23 protein-coding genes and 1 tRNA gene are annotated in these 25,325 nt (G+C 67.4%); 5 read left to right on the top strand and 19 right to left on the bottom strand.

The genetic code is table 11. From position 1 onward, the window contains the following. Window positions 1-8: 8 nt before the first annotated feature. A complete protein-coding gene (locus ABS78_RS11635) occupies window positions 9-962 on the bottom strand; it encodes an alpha/beta hydrolase-fold protein (RefSeq protein WP_293378911.1) in 954 nt (317 codons plus the stop codon). Between the two features lie 395 nt (window positions 963-1,357). Between ABS78_RS11635 and ABS78_RS11630 the strand changes: the two genes are divergently transcribed. After that, the gene (locus ABS78_RS11630) at window positions 1,358-1,906 is read left to right on the top strand and encodes a cupin domain-containing protein (protein WP_293378908.1); all 549 of its coding nucleotides are present in this window, start codon (window positions 1,358-1,360) and stop codon (window positions 1,904-1,906) included. Between the two features lie 51 nt (window positions 1,907-1,957). On the opposite strand, the gene ABS78_RS11625 is transcribed toward ABS78_RS11630, so the two are convergent. The 10 genes from ABS78_RS11625 to ABS78_RS11580 all read right to left on the bottom strand — a co-directional run bounded on the left by ABS78_RS11625 (window position 1,958) and on the right by ABS78_RS11580 (window position 15,957). Beyond that, window positions 1,958-3,487: an AMP-binding protein gene (locus ABS78_RS11625; RefSeq protein WP_293378905.1), complete on the bottom strand. Its 1,530-nt coding sequence runs from the start codon at window positions 3,485-3,487 to the stop codon at window positions 1,958-1,960. A gap of 181 nt (window positions 3,488-3,668) precedes the next feature. Beyond that, the gene (locus ABS78_RS11620) at window positions 3,669-6,740 is read right to left on the bottom strand and encodes a TonB-dependent receptor (RefSeq protein WP_293379210.1); all 3,072 of its coding nucleotides are present in this window, start codon (window positions 6,738-6,740) and stop codon (window positions 3,669-3,671) included. Window positions 6,741-6,997: 257 nt separating this feature from the next. After that, on the bottom strand, window positions 6,998-7,882 hold the full coding sequence (locus ABS78_RS11615) for an alpha/beta hydrolase (protein ID WP_293378902.1): 885 nt from the start codon (window positions 7,880-7,882) through the stop codon (window positions 6,998-7,000). A gap of 35 nt (window positions 7,883-7,917) precedes the next feature. Next, a complete protein-coding gene (locus tag ABS78_RS11610; RefSeq protein ID WP_293378899.1) occupies window positions 7,918-9,543 on the bottom strand; it encodes an NAD(P)/FAD-dependent oxidoreductase in 1,626 nt (541 codons plus the stop codon). A 70-nt stretch (window positions 9,544-9,613) separates the two neighbouring features. Beyond that, window positions 9,614-11,992 carry a TonB-dependent receptor gene (locus tag ABS78_RS11605; protein ID WP_293378896.1) on the bottom strand — a complete coding sequence of 793 codons (2,379 nt, stop codon included), beginning with the start codon at window positions 11,990-11,992 and terminating at the stop codon, window positions 9,614-9,616. 312 nt (window positions 11,993-12,304) lie between these two features. Next, window positions 12,305-12,793, bottom strand: coding sequence for an Lrp/AsnC family transcriptional regulator (locus ABS78_RS11600; RefSeq protein WP_293378893.1), 489 nt, complete (start codon window positions 12,791-12,793; stop codon window positions 12,305-12,307). Beyond that, on the bottom strand, window positions 12,790-13,287 hold the full coding sequence (locus ABS78_RS11595; protein ID WP_293378890.1) for an Lrp/AsnC family transcriptional regulator: 498 nt from the start codon (window positions 13,285-13,287) through the stop codon (window positions 12,790-12,792). Before ABS78_RS11595 ends, ABS78_RS11600 begins: the two co-directional genes overlap by 4 nt. A 496-nt stretch (window positions 13,288-13,783) precedes the next feature. After that, window positions 13,784-14,272: a 30S ribosomal protein S9 gene (rpsI, locus tag ABS78_RS11590; protein ID WP_293378887.1), complete on the bottom strand. Its 489-nt coding sequence runs from the start codon at window positions 14,270-14,272 to the stop codon at window positions 13,784-13,786. After that, window positions 14,272-14,745 carry a 50S ribosomal protein L13 gene (rplM, locus tag ABS78_RS11585; RefSeq protein WP_293379208.1) on the bottom strand — a complete coding sequence of 158 codons (474 nt, stop codon included), beginning with the start codon at window positions 14,743-14,745 and terminating at the stop codon, window positions 14,272-14,274. The genes rpsI and rplM overlap by 1 nt, the downstream gene beginning before the upstream one ends. Before the next feature lie 180 nt (window positions 14,746-14,925). Further along, entirely contained in the window at window positions 14,926-15,957 is a 1,032-nt protein-coding gene (locus tag ABS78_RS11580) for a COX15/CtaA family protein (RefSeq protein ID WP_293378884.1), read from the bottom strand. 90 nt (window positions 15,958-16,047) lie between these two features. Here ABS78_RS11580 and ABS78_RS11575 point away from each other — a divergent pair, with 90 nt between their 5' ends. Next, window positions 16,048-16,260 (top strand): DUF2842 domain-containing protein, encoded by a 213-nt coding sequence (locus ABS78_RS11575; RefSeq protein ID WP_293378881.1) that lies wholly within the window; start codon window positions 16,048-16,050, stop codon window positions 16,258-16,260. Window positions 16,261-16,279: 19 nt separating this feature from the next. Here ABS78_RS11575 and ABS78_RS11570 read toward each other — a convergent pair whose 3' ends face one another. Further along, complete coding sequence (locus tag ABS78_RS11570; protein WP_293378878.1) at window positions 16,280-16,936, bottom strand: energy transducer TonB; 657 nt, start codon at window positions 16,934-16,936, stop codon at window positions 16,280-16,282. Window positions 16,937-17,024: 88 nt separating this feature from the next. Here ABS78_RS11570 and ABS78_RS11565 point away from each other — a divergent pair. Continuing rightward, a tRNA-Pro gene (locus ABS78_RS11565) sits at window positions 17,025-17,101 on the top strand. A gap of 222 nt (window positions 17,102-17,323) precedes the next feature. Then, complete coding sequence (locus tag ABS78_RS11560; protein WP_293378875.1) at window positions 17,324-18,115, top strand: PEPxxWA-CTERM sorting domain-containing protein; 792 nt, start codon at window positions 17,324-17,326, stop codon at window positions 18,113-18,115. A gap of 210 nt (window positions 18,116-18,325) precedes the next feature. Here the strand turns inward: ABS78_RS11560 and ABS78_RS11555 are convergent, their stop codons facing one another. From ABS78_RS11555 to ABS78_RS11530, 6 genes are all read right to left on the bottom strand, one after another. Then, entirely contained in the window at window positions 18,326-18,736 is a 411-nt protein-coding gene (locus ABS78_RS11555; RefSeq protein ID WP_293378872.1) for a MerR family transcriptional regulator, read from the bottom strand. Window positions 18,737-18,752: 16 nt separating this feature from the next. Then, entirely contained in the window at window positions 18,753-19,055 is a 303-nt protein-coding gene (locus ABS78_RS11550) for an integration host factor subunit alpha (RefSeq protein ID WP_293379206.1), read from the bottom strand. 99 nt (window positions 19,056-19,154) lie between these two features. After that, window positions 19,155-20,150 (bottom strand): beta-ketoacyl-ACP synthase III, encoded by a 996-nt coding sequence (locus ABS78_RS11545; protein ID WP_293378869.1) that lies wholly within the window; start codon window positions 20,148-20,150, stop codon window positions 19,155-19,157. Then, on the bottom strand, window positions 20,137-21,192 hold the full coding sequence (plsX, locus tag ABS78_RS11540) for a phosphate acyltransferase PlsX (RefSeq protein WP_293378867.1): 1,056 nt from the start codon (window positions 21,190-21,192) through the stop codon (window positions 20,137-20,139). Before plsX ends, ABS78_RS11545 begins: the two co-directional genes overlap by 14 nt. A gap of 85 nt (window positions 21,193-21,277) precedes the next feature. After that, window positions 21,278-21,805, bottom strand: coding sequence for a DUF177 domain-containing protein (locus ABS78_RS11535; RefSeq protein ID WP_293378864.1), 528 nt, complete (start codon window positions 21,803-21,805; stop codon window positions 21,278-21,280). Further along, window positions 21,790-22,317 carry a ubiquinol-cytochrome C chaperone family protein gene (locus ABS78_RS11530; protein WP_293378861.1) on the bottom strand — a complete coding sequence of 176 codons (528 nt, stop codon included), beginning with the start codon at window positions 22,315-22,317 and terminating at the stop codon, window positions 21,790-21,792. Before ABS78_RS11530 ends, ABS78_RS11535 begins: the two co-directional genes overlap by 16 nt. A 127-nt stretch (window positions 22,318-22,444) precedes the next feature. Between ABS78_RS11530 and bamE the strand changes: the two genes are divergently transcribed. Further along, window positions 22,445-22,951, top strand: coding sequence for an outer membrane protein assembly factor BamE (gene bamE / locus ABS78_RS11525; protein ID WP_293378858.1), 507 nt, complete (start codon window positions 22,445-22,447; stop codon window positions 22,949-22,951). Window positions 22,952-23,064: 113 nt separating this feature from the next. On the opposite strand, the gene ABS78_RS11520 is transcribed toward bamE, so the two are convergent. After that, complete coding sequence (locus ABS78_RS11520; RefSeq protein WP_293378855.1) at window positions 23,065-25,194, bottom strand: sodium-translocating pyrophosphatase; 2,130 nt, start codon at window positions 25,192-25,194, stop codon at window positions 23,065-23,067. Window positions 25,195-25,325: the final 131 nt, after the last annotated feature.

Raw genomic sequence — 25,325 nt, 5'->3', positions numbered from 1 at the left:
TGCGCCGCTCAGTGACCGGTCTGCAGCGATGTCGCGGGGCATTCCGACGCCAGATCCACGGCGCGCACGACATTGCCGGGGACGACCGATGTGTGGGTCTCGCCTTCCACGACGCCGTACCTGACGTTGACGTTGGGCGCGCGCAGCCCGGTCATCCAGCCCCCGAACTCGGTGAGCGCGGCGACCATCCGCACGTCCGGCAGCCCGCGCAGGCTCGGGATGCCCGCAAGCTGGCGCGCCGAGAACTCGCGCTCGAGCCCACCGACGGACAGTTCGACGCGGATCGGCGCGGGCAACGCAGCCACCTTGTCGCGGAACTGCGCCTGCTCCTTCAGCACGGCGAAGTCGTTGTTCCAGAGTGACGGGCTGGAAGCGAAGTACTGGCGATAGGTTTGCGGCGCCCGCAGCAGGGTGTCGGCGACGAACAGCCCACCGAGCGAATGCCCGAACAGCGTCGTGCAGGCGCTGTCGATCTTGGTGAAGGACCCGACGACAGAGGGGAGCGCGCCTGTCAGAAAGCTCCGGAACGCCGCCGCCTCGCCGCCCACCGCGCCCGGCGCCCGGTTCGCCAGGACACCGGGATCCGTCGCCTTCAGCGGCGTCAGGTCGGCCACCCGGCGGGCCAGGATTTCGTCAATGCTGGTGCTGGGATAGCCCACCCCGACCACGACGATCGGCGACATCTCCTTCCATCTCGCCCGGCTTGAGGCGATGGAGGCCGCGATGGAGAAGTTGAAGTTGCCGTCGAGCACGACGAGGAGGGGAAAGCCTTCCGGTGGGACGGGATCGGGGGGAATCGATACGAACACGCGATAGGTCTTGCCGTGGTGTTCGACATCCACGGCCTGTCCCGGAAGGAACAGGCTCTTGGCGAGCGCATCGGCTGAGACCGGCTGCGGCGCGGACGCCGGTGGCGCGGGGGCGGCGCCGACCGCAGCTGCGGCGAGGAGGGGCGCGAGCATCGTGACCCCGACCTAGGCGCGCGCCGAAGCGCTGGCGGTCAGGCGACGAGCGCCGCGCGGAGCCGCATTCTTCCCGACATGCATTGTGGAACCCCCTCACGCGCCTCCGTCGGCGCCTCGAGGATTCAGACGGGCGGGCGCCCGAGACCCCCTGCTCCATCCGCCAAAAAAAAGGAATCCCAGGACCAACCGCAACCGCCCGCGCCGCCGCGCGGGCCTTTCGGTCTGCTTGTCGCCGATCCCCGCCGGCCGTCCGCGACAACGTCCCCAGGATTTGGGGCCGATTTGGATTCCGCAACAAATCGTCCCGCGTGCGAACGCGAGCCATTGGAACACCACGATTAACCGCCTAGCCTTTGTGTGATCCGCAACACCAGCAACAGCGAGATTCTGAGATGACGCTAGATGTCGGCCAGCGTCTGCGGGCGGTGAGGATGGAGTACAAGCTATCCCAGCGTGAGCTCGCCAAGCGGGCCGGGGTGACCAACTCGACGATCTCGCTCATCGAGTCCAACTCCACCAATCCATCGGTCGGGGCGCTGAAGCGCATCCTCGATGGGGTTCCCATAGGCCTCGCCGAATTCTTCGCCTTCACGCCGGCGGCGGCGAAGAAAATCTTCTATCGCGCGGACGAGCTCACCGAGATCGGCAAGGGTGGCGTGTCCTACCGCCAGGTGGGTGAGACCATGGTCGGGCGCTCGCTCCAAATCATCATGGAACGTTACGAGATCGGCGCCGACACCGGCCGCATCCCGCTCGTTCATGAAGGTGAGGAAGGCGCGATCGTGCTCGGCGGGCGGCTTGAGGTGACGGTCGGTGAAGAGCGACGCATCCTGGGCCCCGGGGACGCCTACTATTTCGAGAGCCGTCGTCCGCATCGCTTCCGATGCGTCGGCCAAGAACCCTGCATCCTCGTGAGCGCCTGCACGCCCCCGACATTCTAGAGGCGAAGGATCGCTTTCTGGCTCCAGGAGTCCTTTGGCGGTCGCGCAGAGCTAGGTCCCCGCGCCAGCGCGCGCCCTGAGGTCGACCAGGCGGGCCGGCGTCCGACCGGCGGTCTTGAGCAGCGTGAGCCGCGCCTCGCGCAGAGCGCCGCGGCGCGCCTTGCCGGCGTCGTCACGCAGGTCTTCCGTCGTCCACTCGAAGGACTCCGGAACCTTGTAGCGAGACAGCCGCGCCAGCAGGAACGTCTGCAGCGCCGCGGCGTGCGGCGTGACCCCGGCCCGCCACTGCACGATCGCGTGCACCCGTTGACCCAGATCCTCGTCCGGCAGGCCGATCACGATGGACGAGGCTACGTCCGGATGCTGGTCCAACGCGCCTTCGATCTCGGCCGGATAGATATTGGCGCCGCCGCGCAGGATCAGGTCGGAGCGTCGATCGGCCAGATAGAGGAAGCCGTCTTCGTCCAGCCAGCCGATGTCGCCCAGGCTTTCCCAGCCGTCGCTGCGACGCTTCGAGTCCGCGCCCAGGTAATGGTAGGTCTGTCCGGCCCCCTCGCGGGGCAGGAAGAAGATCTCGCCGACCTCGCGCGCCGCGCACGGCCGGCCGTCGGCGTCGAACACTTGAAGCTGACAGCCCGGCGCCGGCCGACCGACGGACCCTTTGTGCAGAAGCCACTCGTCACCCCGGATGACCGTGGAGCCCAGCCGCTCGGTGCCGCCGTAGAGTTCCCAGATCGTCTCGGCCCCCAGCCAGTCGATCCACGCCTCCTTCAGCCACACCGGCATGGCCGAGGCCATGTGATACACCGTCTGCAGGCTGGAAACGTCGTAGCTGGCGCGCACGTCCTCGGGCAGCCGCCAGATGCGCGCCATCATCGTCGGTACGAAGTTCACCCACTGGACGCGATACGCGTCGATGAGGGCCAGGGCCCGCTCCGGATCGAAGCGACCCATGTTCACCACCGTTGCGCCGACACACATCGCTTCATGCGAAAGCACGAACGGGGCGTTGTGATAGAGCGGGCCGGGATTGAGGACGACGCCGTGCGACGGCTGATTGAGGGTGGGCGCATCGACGTCGAACACCGCCCGCCGGTGGTCGACAATCACCTTGGGACGCCCCGTCGAACCACCGCTGGTGATCGCCTTCCACTGCTCGGACACCACCTCCTCGAGCGGCTGGCCCGACAGCCCGGCCGTGTCGACGGCGCGCGGAAGCCGGCGCAACCCGGCCGGCGCGCCCGCCCCTTCGCCGTCCCCGATGAACAGCGCCGGACGCGCCGCCTCGAGCATCGCGCCCAGTTCCGGGGCCGGCAGCTTCGGCGAGATCGGGTTCGGCGTGGCCCCGAGCTTCCAGAGTGCGAAGGTCGTTTCGAAGAACTCCAACCCGTTCGGCAGGTTGAAGGTCACCACGTCACCCGGACCGACCCCCTGGGCCTGGATGAGGCGTGCGCGCCGGTTGGCGGCGACTTCGAGCTGCGACCAGCTGACCACCTCGTCGCCATCGATCAGGCCTGCCGCGTCCGGTCCAAAAACGTCCGCGTTGTGGCGCAGGATAGCGTTCAGCGGGATAAGGTTCATGCGCCACGTCTCAATTCCGGGCCGGCGGGGATGCGCCCTCGCCGCACCGATCCAATCAATGGCGCGATGCCCACACGCCATCTCCTCAGGCGGTCAAAGGTCGTGTCGCCTCGCCCGCCATCCAAGCCCCTCCGGACGGCGCGCACGCCTTGCGGCCAGCGCGCCGCTTTCGCGAAGACGGTCAGAAGCGCGCGCGGGCCCCGACCACCATGTATCGCCCGACGACGTCGTAGTAGGGCGAGAACGCCGACGAGATGGGCGGATCCTTATCGAAGAGATTGTTGACGTTCGCGAAGACCTCGACCTCCCGGTCCTCAAGAACATCGAATTTGTACGACGCGCCCAGGTCGAAATACATGTACGCGGGAATACGATTGTTCTGAATGTCGAGCGTCACGTTCGATGTTCCCGCCGAGATGAAGCGACTGCGCAGGCTCAGACGAAGGCGCTCGTCGTCATACGTGACCGCCGAATTGACCACGACCTTCGGCACGCCGGCCGACCCGATCGTGCCCTGGGATCCGAGGAAGTCGATCGTGGTGATGCCGTTGTTGCTCTTGTACTTGTTGGCCCACGTTCCCGTGCTTCGCAGCGAAAGCCGCCCGCCGTTCGAGAGCGGGATGCTGTAGCTCAGCGAGAGATCGACGCCGCTCGTACTCAGACGAGTGAAATTCAGCAGCGTCGCGGCCGTGGTGGTGATCAGGCCGTCCGGCCCACGCACGATCTGAGAACACAGGGACTGGACGCCCTGCGAGCACAGGGTGATCAGCGTCTGCGCGGCGATGGTCGAAATCGCGTTGTCGATCTCGATATCGAAGTAGTCCGCCGACACGGTCAGCCGCGGAATCTGCGACGGCGAGAGCGTCACGCCGGCGGTCGTCGTCTTCGACGTCTCGGGGCGCAGATTCGGGTTGCCGCCGGTCATCGCCCGAACCTGATAGGCCGTCCCGGTCTGCGGGTCGCTGATCTGGGTCAGGTTGAGCACCTGGCCGGAGAACAGCTCCACGAGATTGGGTGAACGAATGTCGCGCGAGCGGGTGAACCGCACCTGCACGCCTTCGGTCACCTTGTTGGTGAAACCAAGCTTCCAGGACCAGATCGAACCCAGGCGGTCGTCCGTGATCCGCGCGGCGCCGTTGAACTGCAGCAGCTCCAGGCCAGGGATATCCCGGACGAGCGGGACGAGAACCTCGCCGAAACCTTCCTTGGTGCTGTTCTTGCCGTTGATCGGCGCAAAATTGGAGAAGGCGAAGGCGTTCGCGAGATCCAGCGCGCCCACGCGCTGGCGCAGTTCCTCACGCCGAGCCTCGGCGCCCAGGGCGATGGAGACAGGTCCCGCCCAGGTCTCGAAGGGCTCGCCTCGTACGGTGAACCCGCCCGTATCGAGGTCTGCCTGAAGACGCAGTTGACCCGTCCCCAGCACGTAGGCGCGCGCGGCGTCGGACGGCGCCCCCTCGCCGAAGAGATTGATCGGCACACAGGTCGTCGTCGGGTTGGTCAGCGCGACTCGGCAGATCGGCTGGCCGGTCGTGGGGCTGGGGACGGAGTCCACGGCATTGGCGAAGTTGGCCCGAATGCGCAGGTTGCCGAGGTCGTTGCGCTCATTGAACTGGCCGTGGCTGTAGTACGCGTTCCAGCGCCACGTCTCGCCGACCTTGCCCTCGATCGCGAGGGTCCCCTGCGTGGTCTTGCGGCTGTAGTCGTTCTCGATGAAGGCGAAGTCGCGGTTGGCGCGCCCCATCGTGAAGGCGGTTTCGCCCGCGGCGACCATCTGCGCCCGGACGGCCGCTGGCAGGAAGGCGTTGTCGACAGAGATCCGGATGTCGCCGCGATTGGGGTCCAACAGGAACCCGAAGTCGTCGTGAACGCGCGAGTGCAGCAGGTCGGCGGTGAGCTTCAGGTTGTCGTTGAGATCATAGGTGACGCGACCCATGACGCTGTATCGCTCGTAGGGCGCAGAGAAATAGCTGAAGTCGTCCTGGGACGGGCCTTCACCGCCGATCGACGTGACGCCCGATACGCGGCCGAGATCGAACGTGCGCAACGTTCCGTCCGGGTTGAACGTCCGGCCGGCGTTGACCCCGGTCAGGATCAGGCCGCCCAGGCTCGCGTTGGCGAAGCCCACATCGGGCGCGAAGATCAGTGGCTGTTGCCCGTTGGTCGCGGTGAAGGCCGGGTTGGGGACGACCGCCCATCGACCGACGTTTTCGCGCGAGGTCTTCGGCCGCCCGCCTGCGTTGTCGACGTACTCGCCGCCGACGATGAGGTGCCCCTTGCCGTCGGCGAAGCGCCAGCCGCCGACGGCTTCGAACTGCTTCTCCTCGACATCGTCGCGGCTGGAGACGCCGTAACGGCCCCCGATCCGGATCCCCTCGAGCCGGTTGTCGATGATGACGTTGACGACGCCGGCGACCGCGTTCGAGCCCCACGCCGCCGACGCGCTCCCGGTCACGACATCGACGCGATCCACCATGACGCCGGGAATGACCGACAGATCGATCCCGGCGGCGCCGTTGGAGTAGCCGCCGGCAAGCCGGCGAGCGTCAATGAGCACAAGACTGCGGGCGTTCCCCAGGCCACGGAGATCGACGCTGAAGCTGCCCGCGGCGAAGGAGCCGCCGGTGATCTGCGGCGACCAGCTCGCCTTGAACTGTGGCCTGTCCATCAGGCTCGCGACGAAGTTCGCGCGCGCGCCTTCACGGAGTACTTCCTTGTCGAGCACCGTCAGCGGCGTCGGGACATCTGCGCGGTTGAGGCGAGAGGCCGTTACGACGACTTCGTCGAGCCCTACGGCGACGGGTGCTTCTGCCGTTGTGGCCGCGCCTTGAAACCTACCGGCGCCGAGCGTGATGACATCGGCTTGCCGGGACACGATCACAAGACCGGTGTCGGCCAGCAGCTGGTCGAGGGCCGCCTGCTCACTGAGGGTCCCGGAAACCGGCCGGGTCCGCTTTCCCGCCACAGCCTCATAGGGAAACAAAATCCGAAGCCCCGACTGGGTCGCGAAGCGGTTCAGCGCCTCAGCCGCGGGCTGAGCCGGAATGTCGTACGCATGCGTCTGGCTCTGCGCCAGGGCGGCGCCACCCAGGGAGGCGATGGCCGACCCCGCCAGAAGCGCTCCACGAAGTTGGCGGATTACCGAGGTCGAAAGAAGATTCATGATGGAGCCCCCTCTGAGCCAATCTTGGCTCTTCGTGGACTCAGACGGGCAGAGCGTCGCGAACCCCTGCCTCCTTCGCGAAAAAACGCTCACGGCGCCCAACCTGCGGAGTTCGGGAGGCTTCTGGTCGCTCGGCTCATCGCATCAGGGCAGTCCAGCGTCGGGATCGAGCTGTTGGATATGCAAAGCCAGGCGCGCATGGAAGACGCCGCCCCCTCCCTGACACGCGACGAGACGCTGAACGGATGTCGGCGCCAAGCCACCCTTCGATGACGACGCGAGATGCGCTCCCCGACAGCTCCATCCCGATATCATGACCCGCCTGCACGACTTCGCCGGCGGCGGACCGATCAGACCGACAGGCGTCCGCGCAGGAAGTCGCATCCGCGTCCCAGAGCATCACGTCCTTCAGGAAAGGCCGGGAAGAAGTAAGGGAAGACGTGGATCATGTCCGGCCAGACCTCGAGCGTCACCGCCACGTCGTCGCGGCCAGCCGCCTGCGCGAGACGAACGGAGTCGTCCAGCAGGACCTCGGCCGAGCCGACCTGAATGAAGAGCGGCGGCAAGCCGCGCAGATCGCCGTAGATGGGCGAGGCCAGCGGCGCCCGGGGATCGCCATCGGCGAGATATCGACGGGTCATCAATCCGAGAAGATCGGCGCTCGCCAGGGGATCCACGGACGCCTTGGCCGCCACATTCGGACCCGTCACGGCCAGATCGACCCAGGGCGACATACAATAGGCGCCGACCGGCGGCGCCAGGCCGGCATCGCGGATCGCCATCAGCGTGGCGACCACAAGACCGCCGCCCGCACTGTCGCCGGCCAGGGCGATCCTGGCCTGCGGGGCTTCGGCTCGAAGCTGGCGGTAGGCCGCCAGCGCATCATCGAGGGCCGCCGGGAATCGATGCTCGGGACCGAGGCGATAGTCGAGCGCGACGACGGGATGCGCCACGAGCCGCGCCATCTCGACGCCCAGATGCCGATGGGTGACGAGCGAACCGATCGCATAGCCCCCACCGTGCAGGTAGAGGACGACACGATCGGGTGTCCCCGCCTCGGCCCCATACCACTCGGCTGGACGCCCCCCCAGTGTCGCGCCCCTCACGGGGGCGTCCGCACCCACGGGAAACATCTGGGCCATGCCTTCGTACGCCGCGCGCATGGCCACGAGCTCCGTCGGCATCGGGTTGCTGCGAAGCTGCTCCAGAAACTGTGCGAAGTCCGCGCTGGGCATGCGTGTCCATCTCCCTCTGTGGCGGGCCGGCGTCGTCAGGCCGTCGCCGGCGAGGCGGCCCGGATCATCTGGAAGCCCTCGTATCCGTTCGCGACGACATCGGCGCAGAACGTCAGGAAGTGCTGCTGACCGCCGGTATAGAAGAGCAGGCTACGCCGGTTGCGGCCCGGTAGGTTCGTGTTGATCGAGGTGAACCAGGAGTCGACCTTGCTCGCGAGAAAGGCCTCGGCGCCCTGGCGCTGCGACTCCGTCCACTCCGCTTCCGCGGCCTCGCTGGCCTCGACACGGTCGAAACCCTGTTCCGTCATCCATTTCAGCAGCGCCGCGATGAACTCCACGTTCTGCTCGATGCACCGCGGCACGTTGCAGAACGTCGCGCCGCTGTGGGGCCCCACGTTGGCCAGGAGATTCGGGAAGCCGTGGACCTGAAGCCCCATGTAGGTGACAGGGCCGTCACGCCATTTGTCGATCAGCTTCTGGCCTCCGACGCCGGTGAAGTCGATGCGGTCCCACGCCCCGCGAACGGCGTCGAATCCAGTCGCGTAGATGACGACGTCGAAGGCCCGCTCCTCGCCACCGGTGACGATCCCGCACTCGGTGAAGCGTTCCACCGGCGTGGCCTTCAGATCCACGAGGTCGACGTTCGTTTGGTTGTAGACTTCGTAGTAGTTGGTCTCCATCGGCACCCGCTTGGTCCCGAAGAGGTGGTTTTTCGGGATCAGGATCTCGGCCTTCGCCGGATCGTTCACCCGCTCCCGGATCTTCCGGGCGAGGAAGTCGCCCACGGCCTTGGCCGTCTCGGCATTGGTCGGCAGGTCCTGGAAGTTCGAGAGCCAGAAGGCGAAGCCGCGCTGGGCGTAGAGCGCCTCGAACATCGCCTCGCGTTCCTCGGGCGTGGCGTCGGCCATGACACGCGGCTCCCAGTCGTGCAGGAAGGCCGCCGAGGTCGCCTTGCAGCGGGCGAAGATCTCGGGAAAGCGTTCGCGTATCTGCGCCATCTCCTCGGCGTCGATCGGCGCGTTGTGCAACGGCTTCGCCCAGTTACCTTCCCGCTGATAGACCGTCAGGTGTCCGGCGACCTTCGCGACTTCCTGGATCACCTGGATGCCCGTCGCGCCGGTTCCGAAGACGGCGACACGCTTTCCGGTCAGATCGAACGGTTCGCGGGGCCAATCCGCGCTGTGGAAGCTTCGTCCCTTGAAAGTCTCCCGCCCCTCGAAGGGCGGAATCACCGGGATGGACAGAATGCCGATCGCAGTGATCAGGAAGCGGGCCTGGAAGACGCGGCCGTCGTCCGAGTCGATCCGCCAGACGTTGTCCGCCTCCAGCCAGGTCGCACGGGCCACGCGCGTTCCGAACACGATATCCCGGCGCAGGTCGAACCGCTCCGCCACATGGCGGAAGTAGGGATAGGTCTCGGTCTGGGGTGCGAAGTGCTCCTTCCAGTCCCATTCAGCCAGGAGCTCCGGCGAGAAGGAGTAGCAATAGGTGTAAGTCTCGGAATCGAAACGCGCGCCCGGATAGCGGTTCCAGTACCAGGTGCCGCCGACGTCGGACCCGGCTTCCAGCACCAGCGCCTTGAGGCCGATCTCCCGCAGCGTGTGGAGCTGATACAGGCCCGACATGCCGGCTCCGATGATGATGGCGTCGTGAGTTTCCATGGGTCCTCGGAACAGCAGGAATGAAGCGGCCAGGCAGAGGCGGCCGGGGCGGCGCCCCGCCCCGTCACGCTCAGAAGCGGTAGTTGAGTTCGACGCCGTAGAAGCGGGGCTCGCCCGGCACGACGAGGTTGAACCCGAGCAGCGCGCTGTTGGAGATGCCGCCGACGTAGTACTTTTCCTTGGTCGCGTTGCGCACGAAGGCTCGGATCGACAAGGGTGTCCCGCCGACGTCGTCAAGGCTGGCCTGCAGGTTCAGCAGACTGTAGCCGGGCAGCTTGGTGTCGGGTGAAGAGCTCTTGCCGGTGTTCGAGATCCACTGGCCGTCCTGCGCGTACAGATCGGCCCGCAGCGACGCGGTTCCGTAGTTCTCGGGCGCCGGAATCTTGAGCTTGGCGTAGACGCTGCCGGCGTTCTTCGCCACGTCGGCGAAGGTGTCGAAGGTGAAGAGATTCCCGAACACCGTGACGGTGTTCGGATCGCCGTACTTGCCGTCCGTGTGCGCGTACGACCCGCCGACTTCGATCCACTCGCTAAACCGGATGGAGACGTCCGTCTCGAAGCCCTTGACCGTCGCGCCGCCCGGGACGCCGGTGGTGAGCGCGGTCAGGCCGGACGGAAGGGTGATGTAGAGCACCCGCTGGATGTCATCGACCCACTGCTTGTAGGCCGCGATGTTGAGCCGGACGGCCGCACCGCCAATGTCCCCCCGGTACTTCAGGCCGAGTTCGACATCCCGGGTCTTCTCGGGTTCGAACATGTTGCCGCCGTCGCTGGCCAGGGCCCGGACCGGCGGCGCGCTCTGGTTGAATCCGCCGCTCCGCCAGCTCCCGCGATGAACCGCATAGAGAAGGAGATCTTCGGTCGCCTGATACTCGAGGCCCACCTGCCAGCTGGGTTCGGCGTCCTTGCGTCCCTCGCGGATGCCGGGCGGGAAGAAGCCTTCGAACCCGCCTAGAGAGACAAAGTCGATCTGCTCCCAGGTGTAGCGCGCACCCACGGTCATGCTCAGGCCGCGCACGACATCGTCGAGATGGTAGGTCCCCTGCGCGAAGACGCCCTGGGTCTTATCGACCGTCTCGCCCTGGACGTGACTGCTCAGAGGAAAACCGAAGATCGGATTGGCCACCGGCCCCGCATCGAGGAACGTGAAGATCTGGTCCTGCCGTGACTTGGTTCGCGACACATACAGGCCGGCGATGTAGTCGAGCTTGCCGTCGAACAGCGCGCCCGATGCGCTGAGCTCGCCAGTCAGGTTGGTGTTGCGGTTGATGATGACGTCGTCCACGCCGACGAAGGGCGTGCCGTCGGCGTCGTTGCCGTCGGAATTGTAGTTGTAGGCGTAGCCGACAACCGTCTTGATCGTCATCGCCTCGCTCGCACGGTAGGTCGTGGCGTTCACGATCGAGTAGCTGCGGCCGGAATGGTCGAGCGGGAAATTGAGCCACGCGACCCACGGCCCCGCCGCCCGCTGCCGCTGGACCGCCTCCAGAAAGCCGCCGGCCGGCGCGCCGGGGGTGACCGCCCGGAGCGCGGCGTAGGCGCCCGGCCCGGCAAGGCTGTCGAGCGCAGGCCCGAAGAACGTCGCGGACGTGGCGTTGAGCGGCGTTCCGTTCGGCTCTGTGTCGCCCGGCGCATTGGCCGAGAATACCTGGTTGGGGTCGCCCAGGCCGCCGCTGCGATTGTACTGGTAGACAAGGCTGTTGCTGAAGGACGTGCCGGGCTCCCACAGCACCGATAGCCGGATCGAGTCCGCATCGGTCTCCGACAGGCGCGAACCGTCTACCGCATTGTAGACGTAGCCGTCGCGGCGGTCGGTGGAGCCTGCAAGTCGAACGGCGAACGTGTCCGAGATCGGAACATTCAGGGCGCCGGTCAGCTTCCGCGCCCCGTAGTTGCCGACCGTCGCGGTCAGATCGCCGCCAAACCCGTCGAACCTGGGCCGGTTGGTGGTCAGAAGCACCGCACCGCCCGTAGTGTTGCGCCCGAAAAGGGTGCCCTGCGGCCCCTTCAGTACCTGGATCGAGGCCAGATCGAAAAAGGCCGAGGCCGAAACGACCGGATTGTGAAAGTCGTCGACGTAGGTCAGCACGCCGGGCTGCGATTGACTGTAGGCGTCGATCGACTGGCCTCGGATCGCGAAGTTCTGCTGATTTCGGTTCTGGGTCTGACGCACGATGAGGCCGGGCGTGGCGCGTTGCAGGTCGGATTGGGTGCCCAGCTGACGGGCCGCGATATCCCCCTCGCCGAAGACGGTGGTCGCGACAGGCACGCGTTCCAGCGCCTCGGCGCGGCGACGCGCGGTGACGACGAGTTCAGCGACAGCGGAGGCCTCTGGCTGCGCCGTGGCCTCGGCCTGCGCACCGCCCACGCTCAGAAGCGCTGCGCTCGCCGTCGTACCGGCCATGAGCAGAGACCACATCGCGCGGCGATGCTGACGGACCGTTTTCATACTTCCCTCCCTTGTCGTCCGCCGATCCCGGATGTCCCCGGCCGGTTGGGCTACGCCCGTCCGCTGCACCATCGACACGCGAGCCTTCGCGACGAATTTCGTTTTATATCGTTATTGGTAGAATTATGATGGAAACGGTAATGTCAACAGGCGAATTGGAGCGCCCGACAATCATAACGCCTGCCCGAGAGATGCATTTCTCTCCGGAAGATCATCTCTAAGACTGGTGGATGGCGCGCATGGGTCGGCGCTCCGCTCCGCGACGCGGAGGCGGGCGGACATTCATGGCCCGGAAGCAGCAACGCCCGGAGGTCAGTTCCCCCAGCGGTCGTGGGGCTTCGCCTCCGGCATGATCAGTTCGTAGCGGTGCTGCGCGTGCCCGGCGGCCTGGCGAAACTCCGTCCGGAGCACGCCGGGGAGCCGGGAAATCGTCTCGATCGTCGCCGCCATCATCCGCGTGTCGGTCGCGTAGATGAAGGCCCGGATGTTGGACGCGCCGGTCCGCGCACAGCACATGGCGCAGAGGTTCAGGTCCGCGATGAACTCGGCGACCGCCTGGACGTCGGCGGCCCTCGCCTCGACATCGAGATAGCCCGACACGTTCATCTCGGTGGCGCGCACATCGACGACCAGCCCATACTTGATCGCACCGGTGTCTTCGAGCCTCTTGAGACGCTTGCGAAGCGTCACTTCCGAGAGCCCGAGATCCTGGGCGATCGCACGATTGCTCTGACGACTGTCGGCCATGAGGAGACGAATCAGTTCCTCGTCGATCTCGTCGAGGAGAGGCGCTTCACTCACAGGGCGGCGATCCCGGTGCGATGGTTGAACGTATGCAGCACGATGGACGTATCGGTGTGCTTCACGCCCTCGATCCGGGCGACGCGTTCGTTCACGATCTCGAACAGGTGTGCGTTGCTGCGGGCCATGATCATGACGATGATCTGCGGGTGTCCGACCATGTAGGAAACCGAATAGGCTTCGGACACGTCGGCCAGCGCGTCACCGACGGTCTCCACCGGAACGCCTTCCACATGGATGTCGGCGAACGCGACCAGGGAGTAGCCCAGGGGGCGCATGTCCCGCTGCACGGTGACCTTGATCAGCCGGTCGTTCACAAGGCGCTTCAGGCGCCGCGCAATGGTCATCTCGGAGGCGCCGACGATGGCCGCCAGCCCGCTGTTCGGGGTCATGGGGTCGGCCCTGAGCGCCCGAATGATCGCCTTGTCCGTCTCATCGAGATGAGGCGGCAGCATCTCGGCGGCGGCCGCCGCGCCCGTACGCTTAGGTGACAATCGATATGTCCTCAGCCCGATCCGCGCAAAGTCCCGCGATGGCGACCGCTCGGGTTGTGCACCAGGGCGGCCATGATGTCATCCGGCGGCGACGGCGCACGCAGACCGCTCCGCACCAATCGCAGGTCTCTACGCCGCCCGCGGCCGACCTCGAATCACACCCGCGCCGAACCTGCGCATGTCTCGGCCTTGACGGGCAAACAGCCGTCCTGATCCTGAAGGCGGGCGCCCGATGGCCACTGCCGCGCCCCGCGGGGACTCGCCCGACCGCAAGCGGTTCGGGCTCGATACAACGCGCTGAGGAGTTGCAACCGCCCCCTCGACGCGCTGTTCGCAGAACGATCCTCGGCCGGGCTGAGCGGGCCGGAGAACCATGACGCCTCCGTCACTGAGACGGCGATTCCCACAGGGCGCGTGGAGTATCGGGAGAACATGAAAACAGCGGCGTGGATTTCTCCAAGCCGCTGCTTTAACTGAACAAATCGAAGCGTCCGAGTTAGCGCTTCGAGAACTGGAAGCTGCGTCGGGCCTTGGCCTTGCCGTACTTCTTCCGCTCCACGACACGCGGGTCGCGGGTCAGGAGGCCGTGCGGCTTCAGCACGGCGCGCAGGCCGGGCTCGTAGTAGGTCAGAGCCTTGGAGATGGCGTGGCGAACGGCGCCCGCCTGGCCCGAAAGGCCCGAGCCTTCCACCGTGGCGACGACGTCGAACTGGCCGGCGCGATCGGTCAGCTCCATGGGCTGGGCGATCATCATCCGCAGCACCGGACGGGCGAAGTACACCGTCTGATCGCGGCCGTTGATCGTGATCGTGCCCTTGCCGGGCTTGATCCAGACGCGGGCGACGGCGTTCTTGCGCTTGCCGGTCGCGTAGGCGCGGCCCTGGGCGTCGATCTTGGGCTCGCGGACCACGGCCTCTTCGGCCGGCTGCGTGCCCAGGCCCTTCAGGGCGTCGAAGCCCGTGGCTTGGGGGGTGGCTTCGCTCATCAGGCGCTCCGCACGTTCTTGGCGTTCAGCTCGGCGAACGCGATGGTCTCGGGGTTCTGCGCCGCGTGCGGGTGCTCCGGCGAATTGTAGATGCGCAGGTGCGTCATCTGCTTGCGGGCCAGCGGGCTCTCCTTGGGCAGCATCCGCTCGACGGCCTTCTGAAGGACGCGCTCGGGATACTTGCCGGCCAGGATCTGAGCCGGGGTCCGCTGCTTCACGCCGCCCGGGTGGCCGGTGTGCCAGTAGTAGACCTCGTCGGTGGCCTTCTTGCCCGTGAACTTCACCTTGTCGGCGTTCACGACGACGACGAAGTCGCCGCAATCGACGTGGGGGGTGTAGTCGGGCCGGTGCTTGCCGCGAAGACGCATGGCGATGAACGACGCGAGACGGCCGACCACGGCGTTCTCGGCGTCGACAACGATCCACTTCTTCTCGACCTCGGCGGGCTTCAGCGAAGCCGTGGTGCTCTTCAGCATGAGGGACGATCCAATGAACCTGACGCGGGCCGCCGGAAGACGACCCGATACGAGGCGCGGCATATGCCGCCCATCCCGGCCGAAGTCAACGGGAAGATTTTTGCCCGAACCCAGATAAAATGTTCAAATTCAATAGGTTGAACGTAGAGGTAATATAATACCTCTAAAAATGCCCCGTCAAACCCGCCGCACACGCCACCCGAACGCCACCGCGAGGCTGAGGACGATCGCCGCGAGGAGCTGGTGGGCGATGCTCAGACCTAGGGGCGAGACCGCCATCAGCGTCGCGATCCCGAGCGCCGCCTGGGCGAGGACGCCGCCTGCGGCGGCGAGGCCCAGGATCTTGGCCTCACGCGACAGATAGCTCGACCGCCAGGCGCCGACGCCCAGCGCCACAGCCGCCAGGGCGAGCCCGTAGCCCACGATCCGGTGGTGGAGCTGCACCGCGCCCTGGCTGTGCGCGATCGTCCCCCAGAGCGAGCCGGCCCAGTAGTCGTCGGGCACGAGGTGGCCGTTCATCATCGGCCAGTCGTTGTAGACCAGCCCCGCATCGTTGCCGGCCACCAGGGCGCCCAGCAGCACCTGGAGGTAGATCAGTCCGATCAGCCAGGCCGCGCGCCGGCCCCAGGGGCTGGGCAAGGTCTGACGCGCAGCCCCCGCCCAGGCGTCGAACGCGGTCCAAAGCAGAAGGCCCAGCAGGGCGAACGCCAGCCCCAGGTGGACCGTCAACCGCTCGGGCGCCACCGAGACCCGGTCGACCAGGCCGCTGGCCACCATCCACCAGCCGACGGCGCCCTGGAGCGCACCCAGGACGAAGATACCGCCCAGCCGCGGGAACAGCCGCCGGGGAATCTGGCGGCGAATGGCGAAGACGGCGAACGGCGCGGCGAAGACCAGCCCCAGAAGCCGGCCCAGGAAGCGGTGCCCCCACTCCCACCAGTAGATGAATTTGAACTGCTCGAGGCTCATGCCCGCATTGATCTGCGCGTACTGCGGGATCTGTCGGTACTTGGCGAACTCGGCCTGCCAGTGCGCCTCGCCGAGCGGGGGGACGGCGCCGGTCACGGGTCGCCATTCGGTGATCGACAGGCCGGAGTCGGTCAGCCGCGTGGCCCCGCCGACGACGATCATCGCCAGGACCAGGGCGGCCACCACGAACAGCCAGATCGCGACGGGCTTGGATCGATCGGAACGCAGGAACGAAGTCATGGGGCGCGACTGGCGCAATTTCTCGGCCGAACTTTGGCCGCGTCCTTTAGCGGGCTTACGCGCGAACGCCCAGCGCTCTATGACGACCTCATGTCTTCCCGCCTGCTTTCGCCGCGCCTGCGCAAGTTCATCGGCATGATCGTCATCCTGGCGTTCCTGGTCGTCTACATCACCGTCGTCGCGTCGCTGGCGGACGAACTGCCCGACCACTGGGCCGTGAAGCTGGCCTACTACGGCTTCTTCGGGACCCTCTGGGGCGTGCCGCTGTTCCCGCTCATCCGCTGGATGAACCGGGAGGAGTGAGGCCTCACCGGATGTGACTCTAGGGTGTCGCCCCCGGGTCTCGCGGTAAGCGACCGTGCATACGCGCATCGTATGGCGGCCGCGGGAAATCCACCCGGAAGCGCCATACTTGATCAGCCGGCCCCGCTTGGCCGTCCCGCAACGGCGCGGCGGTCATCCAGTTGGTCAGCGCCATCCGCAACGTCGCCTCATCGAACCCCCAACCCGCGGGCGCCACCGCCGCAATCCGGCAGTCTCTCAGCAAACCTCGGTCGGTCACCCGGCAGTCGGTCAGGACCACGCCGCCCTGCCGCATACGAAACGCGCGATCCGGAAAGTAGGGTCCGGGCGGCCCGAGACCCCGGTGGCTGCCCGTCTTGAACACGGCGTCGCGGAACGGGGGCCCCTCCGGCTTGAGGAAATCCAATCTGAGCCGGACACCGCCGGCGTTCGACGCCGCCAGCCCGGGCGCGGCCCTGAACTTGGCGACCAGCGACAACGCCGCAGCGCCGAAGCCCTGCCCCGGATGCGACTCGTCCAACACGCCGCACGCGCCCAGAGCGCCCGTCCCATCGATCCGGCACTCGAGGCGAGCCCAGCCGTCGGATTCGCCGCCAGCCGGATAGGCGGTCGCAAGGTCGACGTCGGACGGCTGTTGCAGCCAGGGCGAGGTTTCGGCCGGGTCGGCCAGCAACACACCACACGCCACCGCCCACAGTGCGATGAACTTTGTCGTTGCCCTCATCCCATGTTCCGCTAGAAGACCGCCCTCGCCGCCGGGCCATCGGAGCGTGGCGCAGCTTGGTAGCGCACTTGACTGGGGGTCAAGGGGTCGCAGGTTCAAATCCTGTCGCTCCGACCAGCGGCCGGCGGCGAGATTTCTCTCGATACAATCGCTAGATTCGCGAACATCCTCTGCGCCGCTTTCCCGGTGGTCTCGTGGGCGCAGCCCACCTCAAACGAGGCGACGGGCCGATTTGGTCCCGCCGATCAGATGCGGTCTGCGCCGCAGCGCCAGTCCTGCGGTCTCCGCCGAGATATAGCGCCATCGTCTCCGGCTCCTGGGGCGAGAGCCGCTCCGGAAATGCAGGTCGATCATAAAGTCGAGCTGACCCGTGGCGCGGCGGTCTGGCGCCTATTGGGATTGGGAGCCGTCCGCGGCTCGCTGGGAGAAGGAATTTCAATGATCATCCGGAACGCGCTCGCCGCCAGCGCCGTTGCACTCGCCTCCGTCGGAGGCGCCCACGCCGCCAACCTGGTCGCCAACGGCGACTTCGAGGCCGGGAACACCGGCTTCTCATCGGACTACACCTTCACCTCAAATGGAGGTCCGGCAAAGACCTACACCGTCACGGACAACCCGAGATCCTTCAACGGCGCCTTCGTCAGTGTCGGCGACCATACGACAGGCAACGGACTTATGTTCGTGGGCAACGGCGGCGAGAACCCGGGCGACATCGTCTGGCAATCCGAGGTTATCGCCATCCAAGCAGGGCTGGATTACTTCTTCGAGGCGTTTCTGCTGAACGCATACCCCGGCAGCCCGCCCATTCTCAGCTTCACGGTGTCGCTGGACGGGGGCGCCGAAATCGCGCTGGGGACGCCCACGATTCCCGAGGGAACCGGCCAGTGGAACGGCCTCTCCACCACGTTCAACAGCGGCTCCGCAACCAACGCGATCCTCTTCCTGCGCAACGCGCAGACAGCCTTCAGCGGCAACGACTTCGCCCTCGACGACATCTTCCTGGGCACCAGGTCGATCGTGAACCCCGGAGCAGGCGGCGTGCCAGAGCCCGCCGCCTGGGCGCTGATGATCGGCGGCTTCGGCCTGGCCGGGACGACGCTACGTCGCCGCCGCGCAGCGGGCCTCGCATAGCGGGTTCACAGATCGAATCGATGGGCCGCTGTCCAAGACCGACAGGGCCCGCTGCCTGTAGCGTTCCGGCGTGACCGCTCGGCTGGGCGGGCAACGGCTGCGCCTTGGCGACGCCTTGGCGACGAAACGCCTCCTGCGGCACTCCCGGCCGCAGGAATCGCCGGTAGTCGCCGGACGCCGCAGGCCTTCAGGATTGCGGTAGGTTTCGCCTCAGTCCTTGAGCAGTCCGTCCAGGCGGGCCTTGGCCTTTTCGAGGTCGCGCAGGGCGTCGATGAGGCCCTGCTTGGCGCCCGGCCCGCCTGCAGCGGCGCGCGCCCGGCGCGAAGGCGTCTCGGGCGCCGGCACGGCAACGCCCTCGCCGGCGGCGATCAGGCGCCTGATCCCCTGTTCGCGGTGCAGCTTCTGCACCCCCTTGATGGTGTAGCCCTCGTCGTGGAGCAGGCGCCGCACGCCGTGCAGCACAGCGATGTCGGAGGGGCGATAGAAGCGCCGGCCTCCGGCCCGCTTCATCGGCTTGATGAAAGTGAACTTGGTTTCCCAGAACCGCAGCACGTGCTGAGGCACGTGAAGCTCGTCCGCCGCTTCGGAGATCGTGCGGAAGGCGTCCGGGCCCTTCGCCACCGCGGTTACGACGTCCTCACCGCGAGAGCGCGCGGTCGACCCGCGCCTTCATGACCTGGCTGGCGCGGAATCCGATCACGCGCCTCGGGTCGATGGCCGCCGGCTCGCCGGTCTTGGGATTGCGACCCATGCGGGCGCGCTTGGCGCGGACCTGGAAGACGCCGAAGCCCGAGAGCTTGACCTGTTCGCCCCGTTCCAGGGCCTGGCACATCAGCTCCAGCACACGCTCGACCAGCTCGGAGCAGTCCTGGCGGGTGAGGCCGACCTGTTCGTGGACGGCTTCGCAGAGATCGGCCCGTGTCACCGTCGGCCCTTTCATGATCGCCCTGGCCCCCGCCCCCACGTCGTTCATGATCCTGATTGTCCTATTGTCACAAAGACTTCAAGTCACGCCTTACCGCTCATGCGTAAGCGAATCTCAAAGACGCAGGACGCAGGCGCCCCACGTCAGTCCGCCGCCCATCGCTTCCAGCAGCAGGAGCTGACCGGGCCGGATGCGACCGTCCTTCAGCCCCTGGTCCAGCGCAAGCGGAATCGACGCGGCCGAGGTGTTCGCATGCTCGGCCACGGTGGAGATGACCTTGCTCTCCTCGATGCCCAGACGGCGCGCGACCCCTTCCAGGATGCGCTGGTTGGCCTGGTGGGGAATGAACCAGTCCACCTCCGGCACCGAAACGCCCGCGTCCGCCGCCGCCGCGGTCACGGCCTCCGAGATGTTCACGACCGCGTGACGAAACACCTGATTGCCCTGCATGCGCAGGTAGCCGGTCTCGCGGTTGGTCGAGACGCCGCCATCCACATAGAGCAGATCCTGCTTGGTCCCATCGGCGCGCAGGGCGAAGCCGAGCAGGCCGCGATCGGCGGTGGTCCCCTGCCCTTCCCCGGGCTCCAGAACCACCGCGCCGGCGCCGTCGCCGAACAGCACGCAGGTGCCGCGGTCGCTCCAGTCCATGAGGCGGGTCATCACCTCGGCGCCGATCACAAGGGCGCAGGCGCTGCGGCCACGGGCCACGAAGCCGTCGGCCACCGAAAGGGCGTAGACGAACCCCGAGCACACCGCCTGGACGTCGAAGGCGATACCGACAGGGCAGCCCAGCTTGCGCTGGACGATGGCGGCCGTGGCCGGGAACGTCAGGTCGGGGGTCGTGGTGGCGACGATGATCAGGTCCACGTCGGCCGGCGTGCGGCCGGCGGCTTCGAGGGCCCGACGGGCGGCCTCGACGGCCAGGTCGGACACCGGGGTCCCGTCGTCGGCCTGCCGGCGTTGGCGGATACCAGTTCGCTCGCGGATCCATTCGTCCGAGGTGTCGACGACCTTGGACAGCTCGTCGTTGGTGACGATCCGGTCGGGCAGATAGCCGCCCACTCCCGTGACGACGCTACGCAGGACTTTGGACAATTCAGGCGGCTCCATCCGCGGCGGCCGGGCCCGCCTCGGCGAGCGCGGCGGGAAGCCGCCTCATATTCCGTTCGATCTCGGAGGCAAACCCGCTTTGCGCCACATCGGCGGCGGCGCGTATGGCCTTGGCGAAGTCGCGCTGGTCTGCGCCGCCGTGACACTTGAGCACCAGGCCGTTCAGCCCCAGAAGCGGCGCCGCCGGCGGCGGGCTCATCCTGTCCCGGAACCTCAGCAGCGAGCTTCGGGCCAGCAGGGCGCCGAGGCTGGCGGCGGGACCGGACTTCGTCAGCGCCGCGCGCAGCTCGTCGTACATGAACCGTGCGGCCCCCTCCATCGCCTTCAGGGCCACATTGCCGGTGAAGCCGTCAGTGACCACGACGTCGACCGCGCCTTTGGTGATGTCGTCGCCCTCGACGAACCCCTTGTAGGCCAGATCGATCCCGCCTTCCCGCAGCACCCCGTGGGCCTGGCGGACTTCCTCGTGGCCCTTCATGTCCTCCGAGCCCACGTTCAGCAGGCCCACGGTCGGGCGGGCCACGCCATGGGCGGCGCGATGATAGGCCTCGCCCATGATGGCGAACTCGACCAGCCGCTCGGCGTCGCAGTCGACGTTGGCGCCGACGTCGAGGAAGGTGGTCACCCCGTTGGGATGCGGGATGCTGGCCACCAGCGCCGGCCGCTCCAGCCCTGCGCCCATCCGCAGGATCAGCTTGGAGATGGCCATCAGCGCGCCGGTGTTGCCCGCCGAGACCGCGGCGGCGGCGTGGCCGTCGCGGATCGCCTCGACAGCGTTCCACATCGACGATCCCTTGCCCCGGCGCATGGCCTGGGCCGGTTTCTCGTCCATGGCCACGACCTTGTCCGAATGCCGGATCTCGATCCGTCCCCGCACGGCCTCGTGACGCGCAAGCGCCGCGCCGATGGCGGCCTCATCGCCGTGGAGGAGGAGACGGAGGTCGGGCCGGTCGGCCAGGGCTTCGGCGCACGCCGGCGCCACCACCGACGGGCCATGATCGCCACCCATGGCGTCGACGGATATCACCAAGGGCTGGGTCAAGCGGTGTTTCGTCCCCCACGCGCCCGGCGCGGCGCCGGTCGGATTCGTCTTCGCGACCATACTCCGCCGCCACGGCGGCTGGAAACTAGGCCTTCGGCTCGGTCAGCTTCTTCAGGGCCGCGAACGGCGACGCCTCGGTTTCCGGCGCGGCATAGTCGAACACCGCGCCCGGCTTGCGGGGAAAGGGGTCGAGCTCCAGGCCCAGGTGCTCGACCACATAGGCCGCCACGTCGATCGCGTCGCCGTCCAGAACATCGGGAGCGTCGGGCGCATCGGGATCCAGCTCGAGTTCGCCGCCCTCGCCCGCGGCGGCGTGCGGGCTGCCCGCCGGCACCGCCTGCACCACGAAGTCACCGACCACCGGCTGCTCGAAGGGATCGAGCGACACTCCGCACACCTGCTCGACCACGGCGTCGAAGCGCCCGCCGATCTCGGCGCCGTCCATCCAGGGCCGCACGGTGACCCGGGCGGTCAGGGCGGGCAGCGATCTGAGTTCGAGGCGGCGCGCGATGGCGGCGCGCTGTTCGGCGTCGGGGGCGAGGTCCAGCGTCACCGGTCCCCGGGCCAGTTCGTGGAGGCGTACGACGCGCGGCCAGGTCACGGCTTCGCCCATGCGACCACGCCGTTGCAGATGGCGTCGACATCCTGGGTCGCGAGGGCCTGGCGCTGGGCCAGGACATACTCGGCCAGGGCCGGCGCGTTCTCGGCCGCGCCGTCTTCATAAACGGTCCGCGCCAGCACGGCCTCCAGGCCGGTGCGATCCGGCAGCGCCCCCAGGGCGTCCTCGAGCGACTTCACCCGACCATAGAAGGCCTCGCCCAGCTTGCGCATCTTCTTGCCCACCGACAGGTCGCCGACCCCCAGCTCGCGCAGGGCATGATCCAAGGCGCCGACGTAAGTGTCGAACAGCGCCTGGGCGATCTCGGACGCGCGGTCGCCCTGCCCCTTCAGCCGCTCCAGTAGGAGATAGACGTGCAGGCTGTAGAGTTCGAACCGCCCCTCGGGCGAGTCGGCCACGCCAAGGTCGGTGTAGAGACCCGGCGAGCGCGCCTGAGCGACGGTGACGGCGTAGAGTTCGCGCCCGGCGGCGACGGCCGGCCTCGGCTTGAACAGACGCTTGAGCATGACGGCCTCGATTTCGCCCCTCTGGCTGCGTACAAAAAGGGCGCATTGAACTAAGGGGCGGCCGGCGATAGGTCAAAGCCTCTTGCCGTCCGGCAATGCGAACCGAGTCCGCCAGAAACGAGCCCGAATGTCCCGCAGCCCCGCCAAAGCCGTCTCTGCCGCCGTCCTGGCCGCCGCCGTCGTGGCCGCCGGCGGGCTTTCGGCGTGCTCGCCGATCACCAGCTATTCCGGCTTCCAGGCCATCGACAGCGACCCCAAGGACGTCGCGGTGGGCACGGACACCAAATCGACCGTCCGCGCCAAGCTGGGCTCGCCCTCGGTGCAGTCGACCTTCGATCCCAACGTCTGGTTCTACGTGAACCAGGTCAAGGAGCGGGTGGCGTTCCGCAAGCCGCGGGTGACCGCGCGGAACGTGACCGCGATCGCCTTCGACAAGGAGTCCGAGGTCGTCGAGACGGTGAACGTCTACACGCTGAAGGACGGCAAGGTGATCGCCTTCAACGATCGCGAAACGCCGACCCGCGGTCGCGAAATGACGGTGCTGGAACAGCTTCTGGGCAGCGTCGGCCGAGGCGGGATGCTGCCGCCGGACGACGAGGGCGTTCCCGGCTCGCGGCCCGGCGACCGGCGATAGCCGCCGTCCCTCCCGGTTCGCGGCGGGGGATCGAAAAGCAGAAGGCCCCGTAGAATGCAGAAGGCCCCGGAGATCGCTCTCCGGGGCCTTCGCGTTTCAGGCTGTCGAAGCCGTCAGCCGACCGCCCCGTGGGCCAGGATCGCCAGCAGCAGCAGGGCCACGATGTTGGTGATCTTGATCATGGGGTTCACGGCGGGACCCGCCGTGTCCTTGTAGGGGTCGCCGACGGTGTCGCCGGTCACCGCGGCCTTGTGGGCTTCCGAGCCCTTGCCGCCGTGATGGCCTTCCTCGATCAGCTTCTTGGCGTTGTCCCAGGCGCCGCCGCCCGAGGTCATCGAGATGGCCACGAAGAGGCCGGTCACGATCACGCCCATCAGCATGGCGCCCAGGGCCGCAAAGCCGTTCACCGGCCCGGCGATCGCCTGGATGACGAAGAACAGCACCACCGGCGAGGCCACCGGCAGCAGCGACGGGACGATCATTTCCCGGATCGCCGCGCTGGTCAGGATGCCGACCGCCTTGCCGTACTCCGGCTTCACCTCGCCGGTCATGATGCCGGGGTTCTCCCGGAACTGGCGACGCACCTCCTCGACCACGGCCTCGGCCGCACGGCCCACGGCGGTCATCGACATGCCGCCGAACAGGAACGGCAGCAGCCCGCCGAACAGCAGACCCACGACCACGTACGGGTTTGAGAGGTCGAAGGTCACCGCGCCCAGGCCGTCGAAGAACGAGCCCGGGACGGCCTCGGCCACGAAGTACTTCAGGTCCTCGGTGTAGGCGGCGAAGAGCACCAGGGCGCCCAGGCCGGCCGAACCGATCGCATAGCCCTTGGTCACCGCCTTGGTCGTGTTGCCCACGGCGTCCAGGGCGTCGGTGGTGACGCGGACCTCGGGCGGAAGGCCCGCCATCTCGGCGATGCCGCCGGCGTTGTCGGTGACCGGGCCGAAGGCGTCGAGGGCCACGATGAAACCCGCCAGCGACAGCATGGCCGTGGTGGCGATGGCGATGCCGAACAGGCCGGCCAGACCATAGGTCACGATGATGCCGGCGATGATCACGATGGCCGGGGCCGCCGTCGACTCGAGGCTCATGGCCAGGCCCTGGATCACGTTGGTGCCGTGGCCCGAGACCGAGGCCTTGGCCACCGACTTCACCGGCCGGAAGCCGGTGCCCGTGTAGTACTCGGTGATGATGACGATGAGCGCCGTGACCACGAGGCCGGCGACGCCGCAGAAGAACAGTTCGTTCGCGCCGAAGGTCTTGTCTCCGACGGTGACAGGGCCGGTCACCAGGGCGTTGACCACCCACCAGACCGCGCCCACCGACAGCACGCCGGTGACGATCAGGCCCTGATACAGGGCGCCCATGATGTTGTTGGACTTGCCCAGGCGAACGAAGAAGGTGCCCACGATCGAGGTGACGATGCACACGCCGCAGATGGCCAGCGGCAGCAGCATCATGTTGCCGACCACCTCGGGCATGGCGCGGAAGAAGATGGCGCCCAGGACCATGGTGGCGACCGTGGTCACCGCATAGGTCTCGAACAGGTCGGCGGCCATGCCGGCGCAGTCGCCCACGTTGTCGCCCACGTTGTCGGCGATGGTCGCGGCGTTGCGCGGGTCATCCTCGGGGATGCCGGCCTCCACCTTCCCCACCATGTCGCCGCCCACGTCGGCGCCCTTGGTGAAGATCCCGCCGCCCAGGCGGGCGAAGATCGAGATCAGCGAGGCGCCGAAGCCCAGGGCCACCAGGCTGTCCACGACCACGCGGTCGGTGACCGCCAGGCCCATCGCGCCGGTCAGGACATAGAAGTAACCCGCCACGCCCACCAGGGCGAAGCCGGCCACCAGCATGCCGGTGATGGCGCCCGAGCGGAACGCCAGCGACAGGCCCTTGGCCAGGCCCTCCGAGGCCGCCTGGGCCGTGCGCACGTTGGCGCGGACCGAGATCAGCATGCCCGCAAAGCCCGCGAGGCCCGACAGCACGGCGCCGATCAGGAAGCCGACCGCCGGAAGCACGCCCAGCAGGACGCCCAGCGCGATCAGGATCACCACGCCGACGATGCCGATGGCGGTGTACTGCTTGTTCAGATAGGCCTGCGCGCCTTCCTGAATGGCGGCGGCGATCTCCTGCATCCGGGCGTTGCCCGGGGACGCCCGCATCAGCGACATGGTCTGGACGATGCCATACAGCACCGCCAGCGCCCCCGCGCCGATCACCAACAATAGAACGGAACTCATCTCGTTTATCGCCCCTCTGCGAGCATGTATGCGGAGGGAGGACCTCGGCCGCCACTGCGGGCGGGCGTCGCGGACCCCTTGCTCCTGTGCGTTTCCCCAACTCGTTCCAGGACCGCACGTCGCGGCCCGGG

Origin of the sequence: Phenylobacterium sp. SCN 70-31 (assembly GCF_001724605.1) — a bacterium.
Taxonomy (GTDB): domain Bacteria; phylum Pseudomonadota; class Alphaproteobacteria; order Caulobacterales; family Caulobacteraceae; genus Phenylobacterium.
This window is presented reverse-complemented; position numbering and strand designations above follow the sequence as displayed.

Bases quoted from the DNA above. Each gene is read 5' to 3' on its own strand.
- bamE (WP_293378858.1), top strand. From the start codon at position 22,445: ATGTCCCGCAGCCCCGCCAAAGCCGTCTCTGCCGCCGTCCTGGCCGCC.
- ABS78_RS11560 (WP_293378875.1), top strand. From the start codon at position 17,324: ATGCAGGTCGATCATAAAGTCGAGCTGACCCGTGGCGCGGCGGTCTGG.
- ABS78_RS11545 (WP_293378869.1), bottom strand. From the start codon at position 20,150: ATGGAGCCGCCTGAATTGTCCAAAGTCCTGCGTAGCGTCGTCACGGGA.
- ABS78_RS11575 (WP_293378881.1), top strand. From the start codon at position 16,048: ATGTCTTCCCGCCTGCTTTCGCCGCGCCTGCGCAAGTTCATCGGCATG.
- ABS78_RS11610 (WP_293378899.1), bottom strand. From the start codon at position 9,543: ATGGAAACTCACGACGCCATCATCATCGGAGCCGGCATGTCGGGCCTG.
- ABS78_RS11535 (WP_293378864.1), bottom strand. From the start codon at position 21,805: ATGGGCGAAGCCGTGACCTGGCCGCGCGTCGTACGCCTCCACGAACTG.
- ABS78_RS11635 (WP_293378911.1), bottom strand. From the start codon at position 962: ATGCTCGCGCCCCTCCTCGCCGCAGCTGCGGTCGGCGCCGCCCCCGCG.
- ABS78_RS11530 (WP_293378861.1), bottom strand. From the start codon at position 22,317: ATGCTCAAGCGTCTGTTCAAGCCGAGGCCGGCCGTCGCCGCCGGGCGC.
- ABS78_RS11605 (WP_293378896.1), bottom strand. From the start codon at position 11,992: ATGAAAACGGTCCGTCAGCATCGCCGCGCGATGTGGTCTCTGCTCATG.
- rpsI (WP_293378887.1), bottom strand. From the start codon at position 14,272: ATGAGCGAAGCCACCCCCCAAGCCACGGGCTTCGACGCCCTGAAGGGC.
- ABS78_RS11615 (WP_293378902.1), bottom strand. From the start codon at position 7,882: ATGCCCAGCGCGGACTTCGCACAGTTTCTGGAGCAGCTTCGCAGCAAC.
- ABS78_RS11625 (WP_293378905.1), bottom strand. From the start codon at position 3,487: ATGAACCTTATCCCGCTGAACGCTATCCTGCGCCACAACGCGGACGTT.
- ABS78_RS11520 (WP_293378855.1), bottom strand. From the start codon at position 25,194: ATGAGTTCCGTTCTATTGTTGGTGATCGGCGCGGGGGCGCTGGCGGTG.
- ABS78_RS11550 (WP_293379206.1), bottom strand. From the start codon at position 19,055: ATGAAAGGGCCGACGGTGACACGGGCCGATCTCTGCGAAGCCGTCCAC.
- ABS78_RS11580 (WP_293378884.1), bottom strand. From the start codon at position 15,957: ATGACTTCGTTCCTGCGTTCCGATCGATCCAAGCCCGTCGCGATCTGG.
- ABS78_RS11630 (WP_293378908.1), top strand. From the start codon at position 1,358: ATGACGCTAGATGTCGGCCAGCGTCTGCGGGCGGTGAGGATGGAGTAC.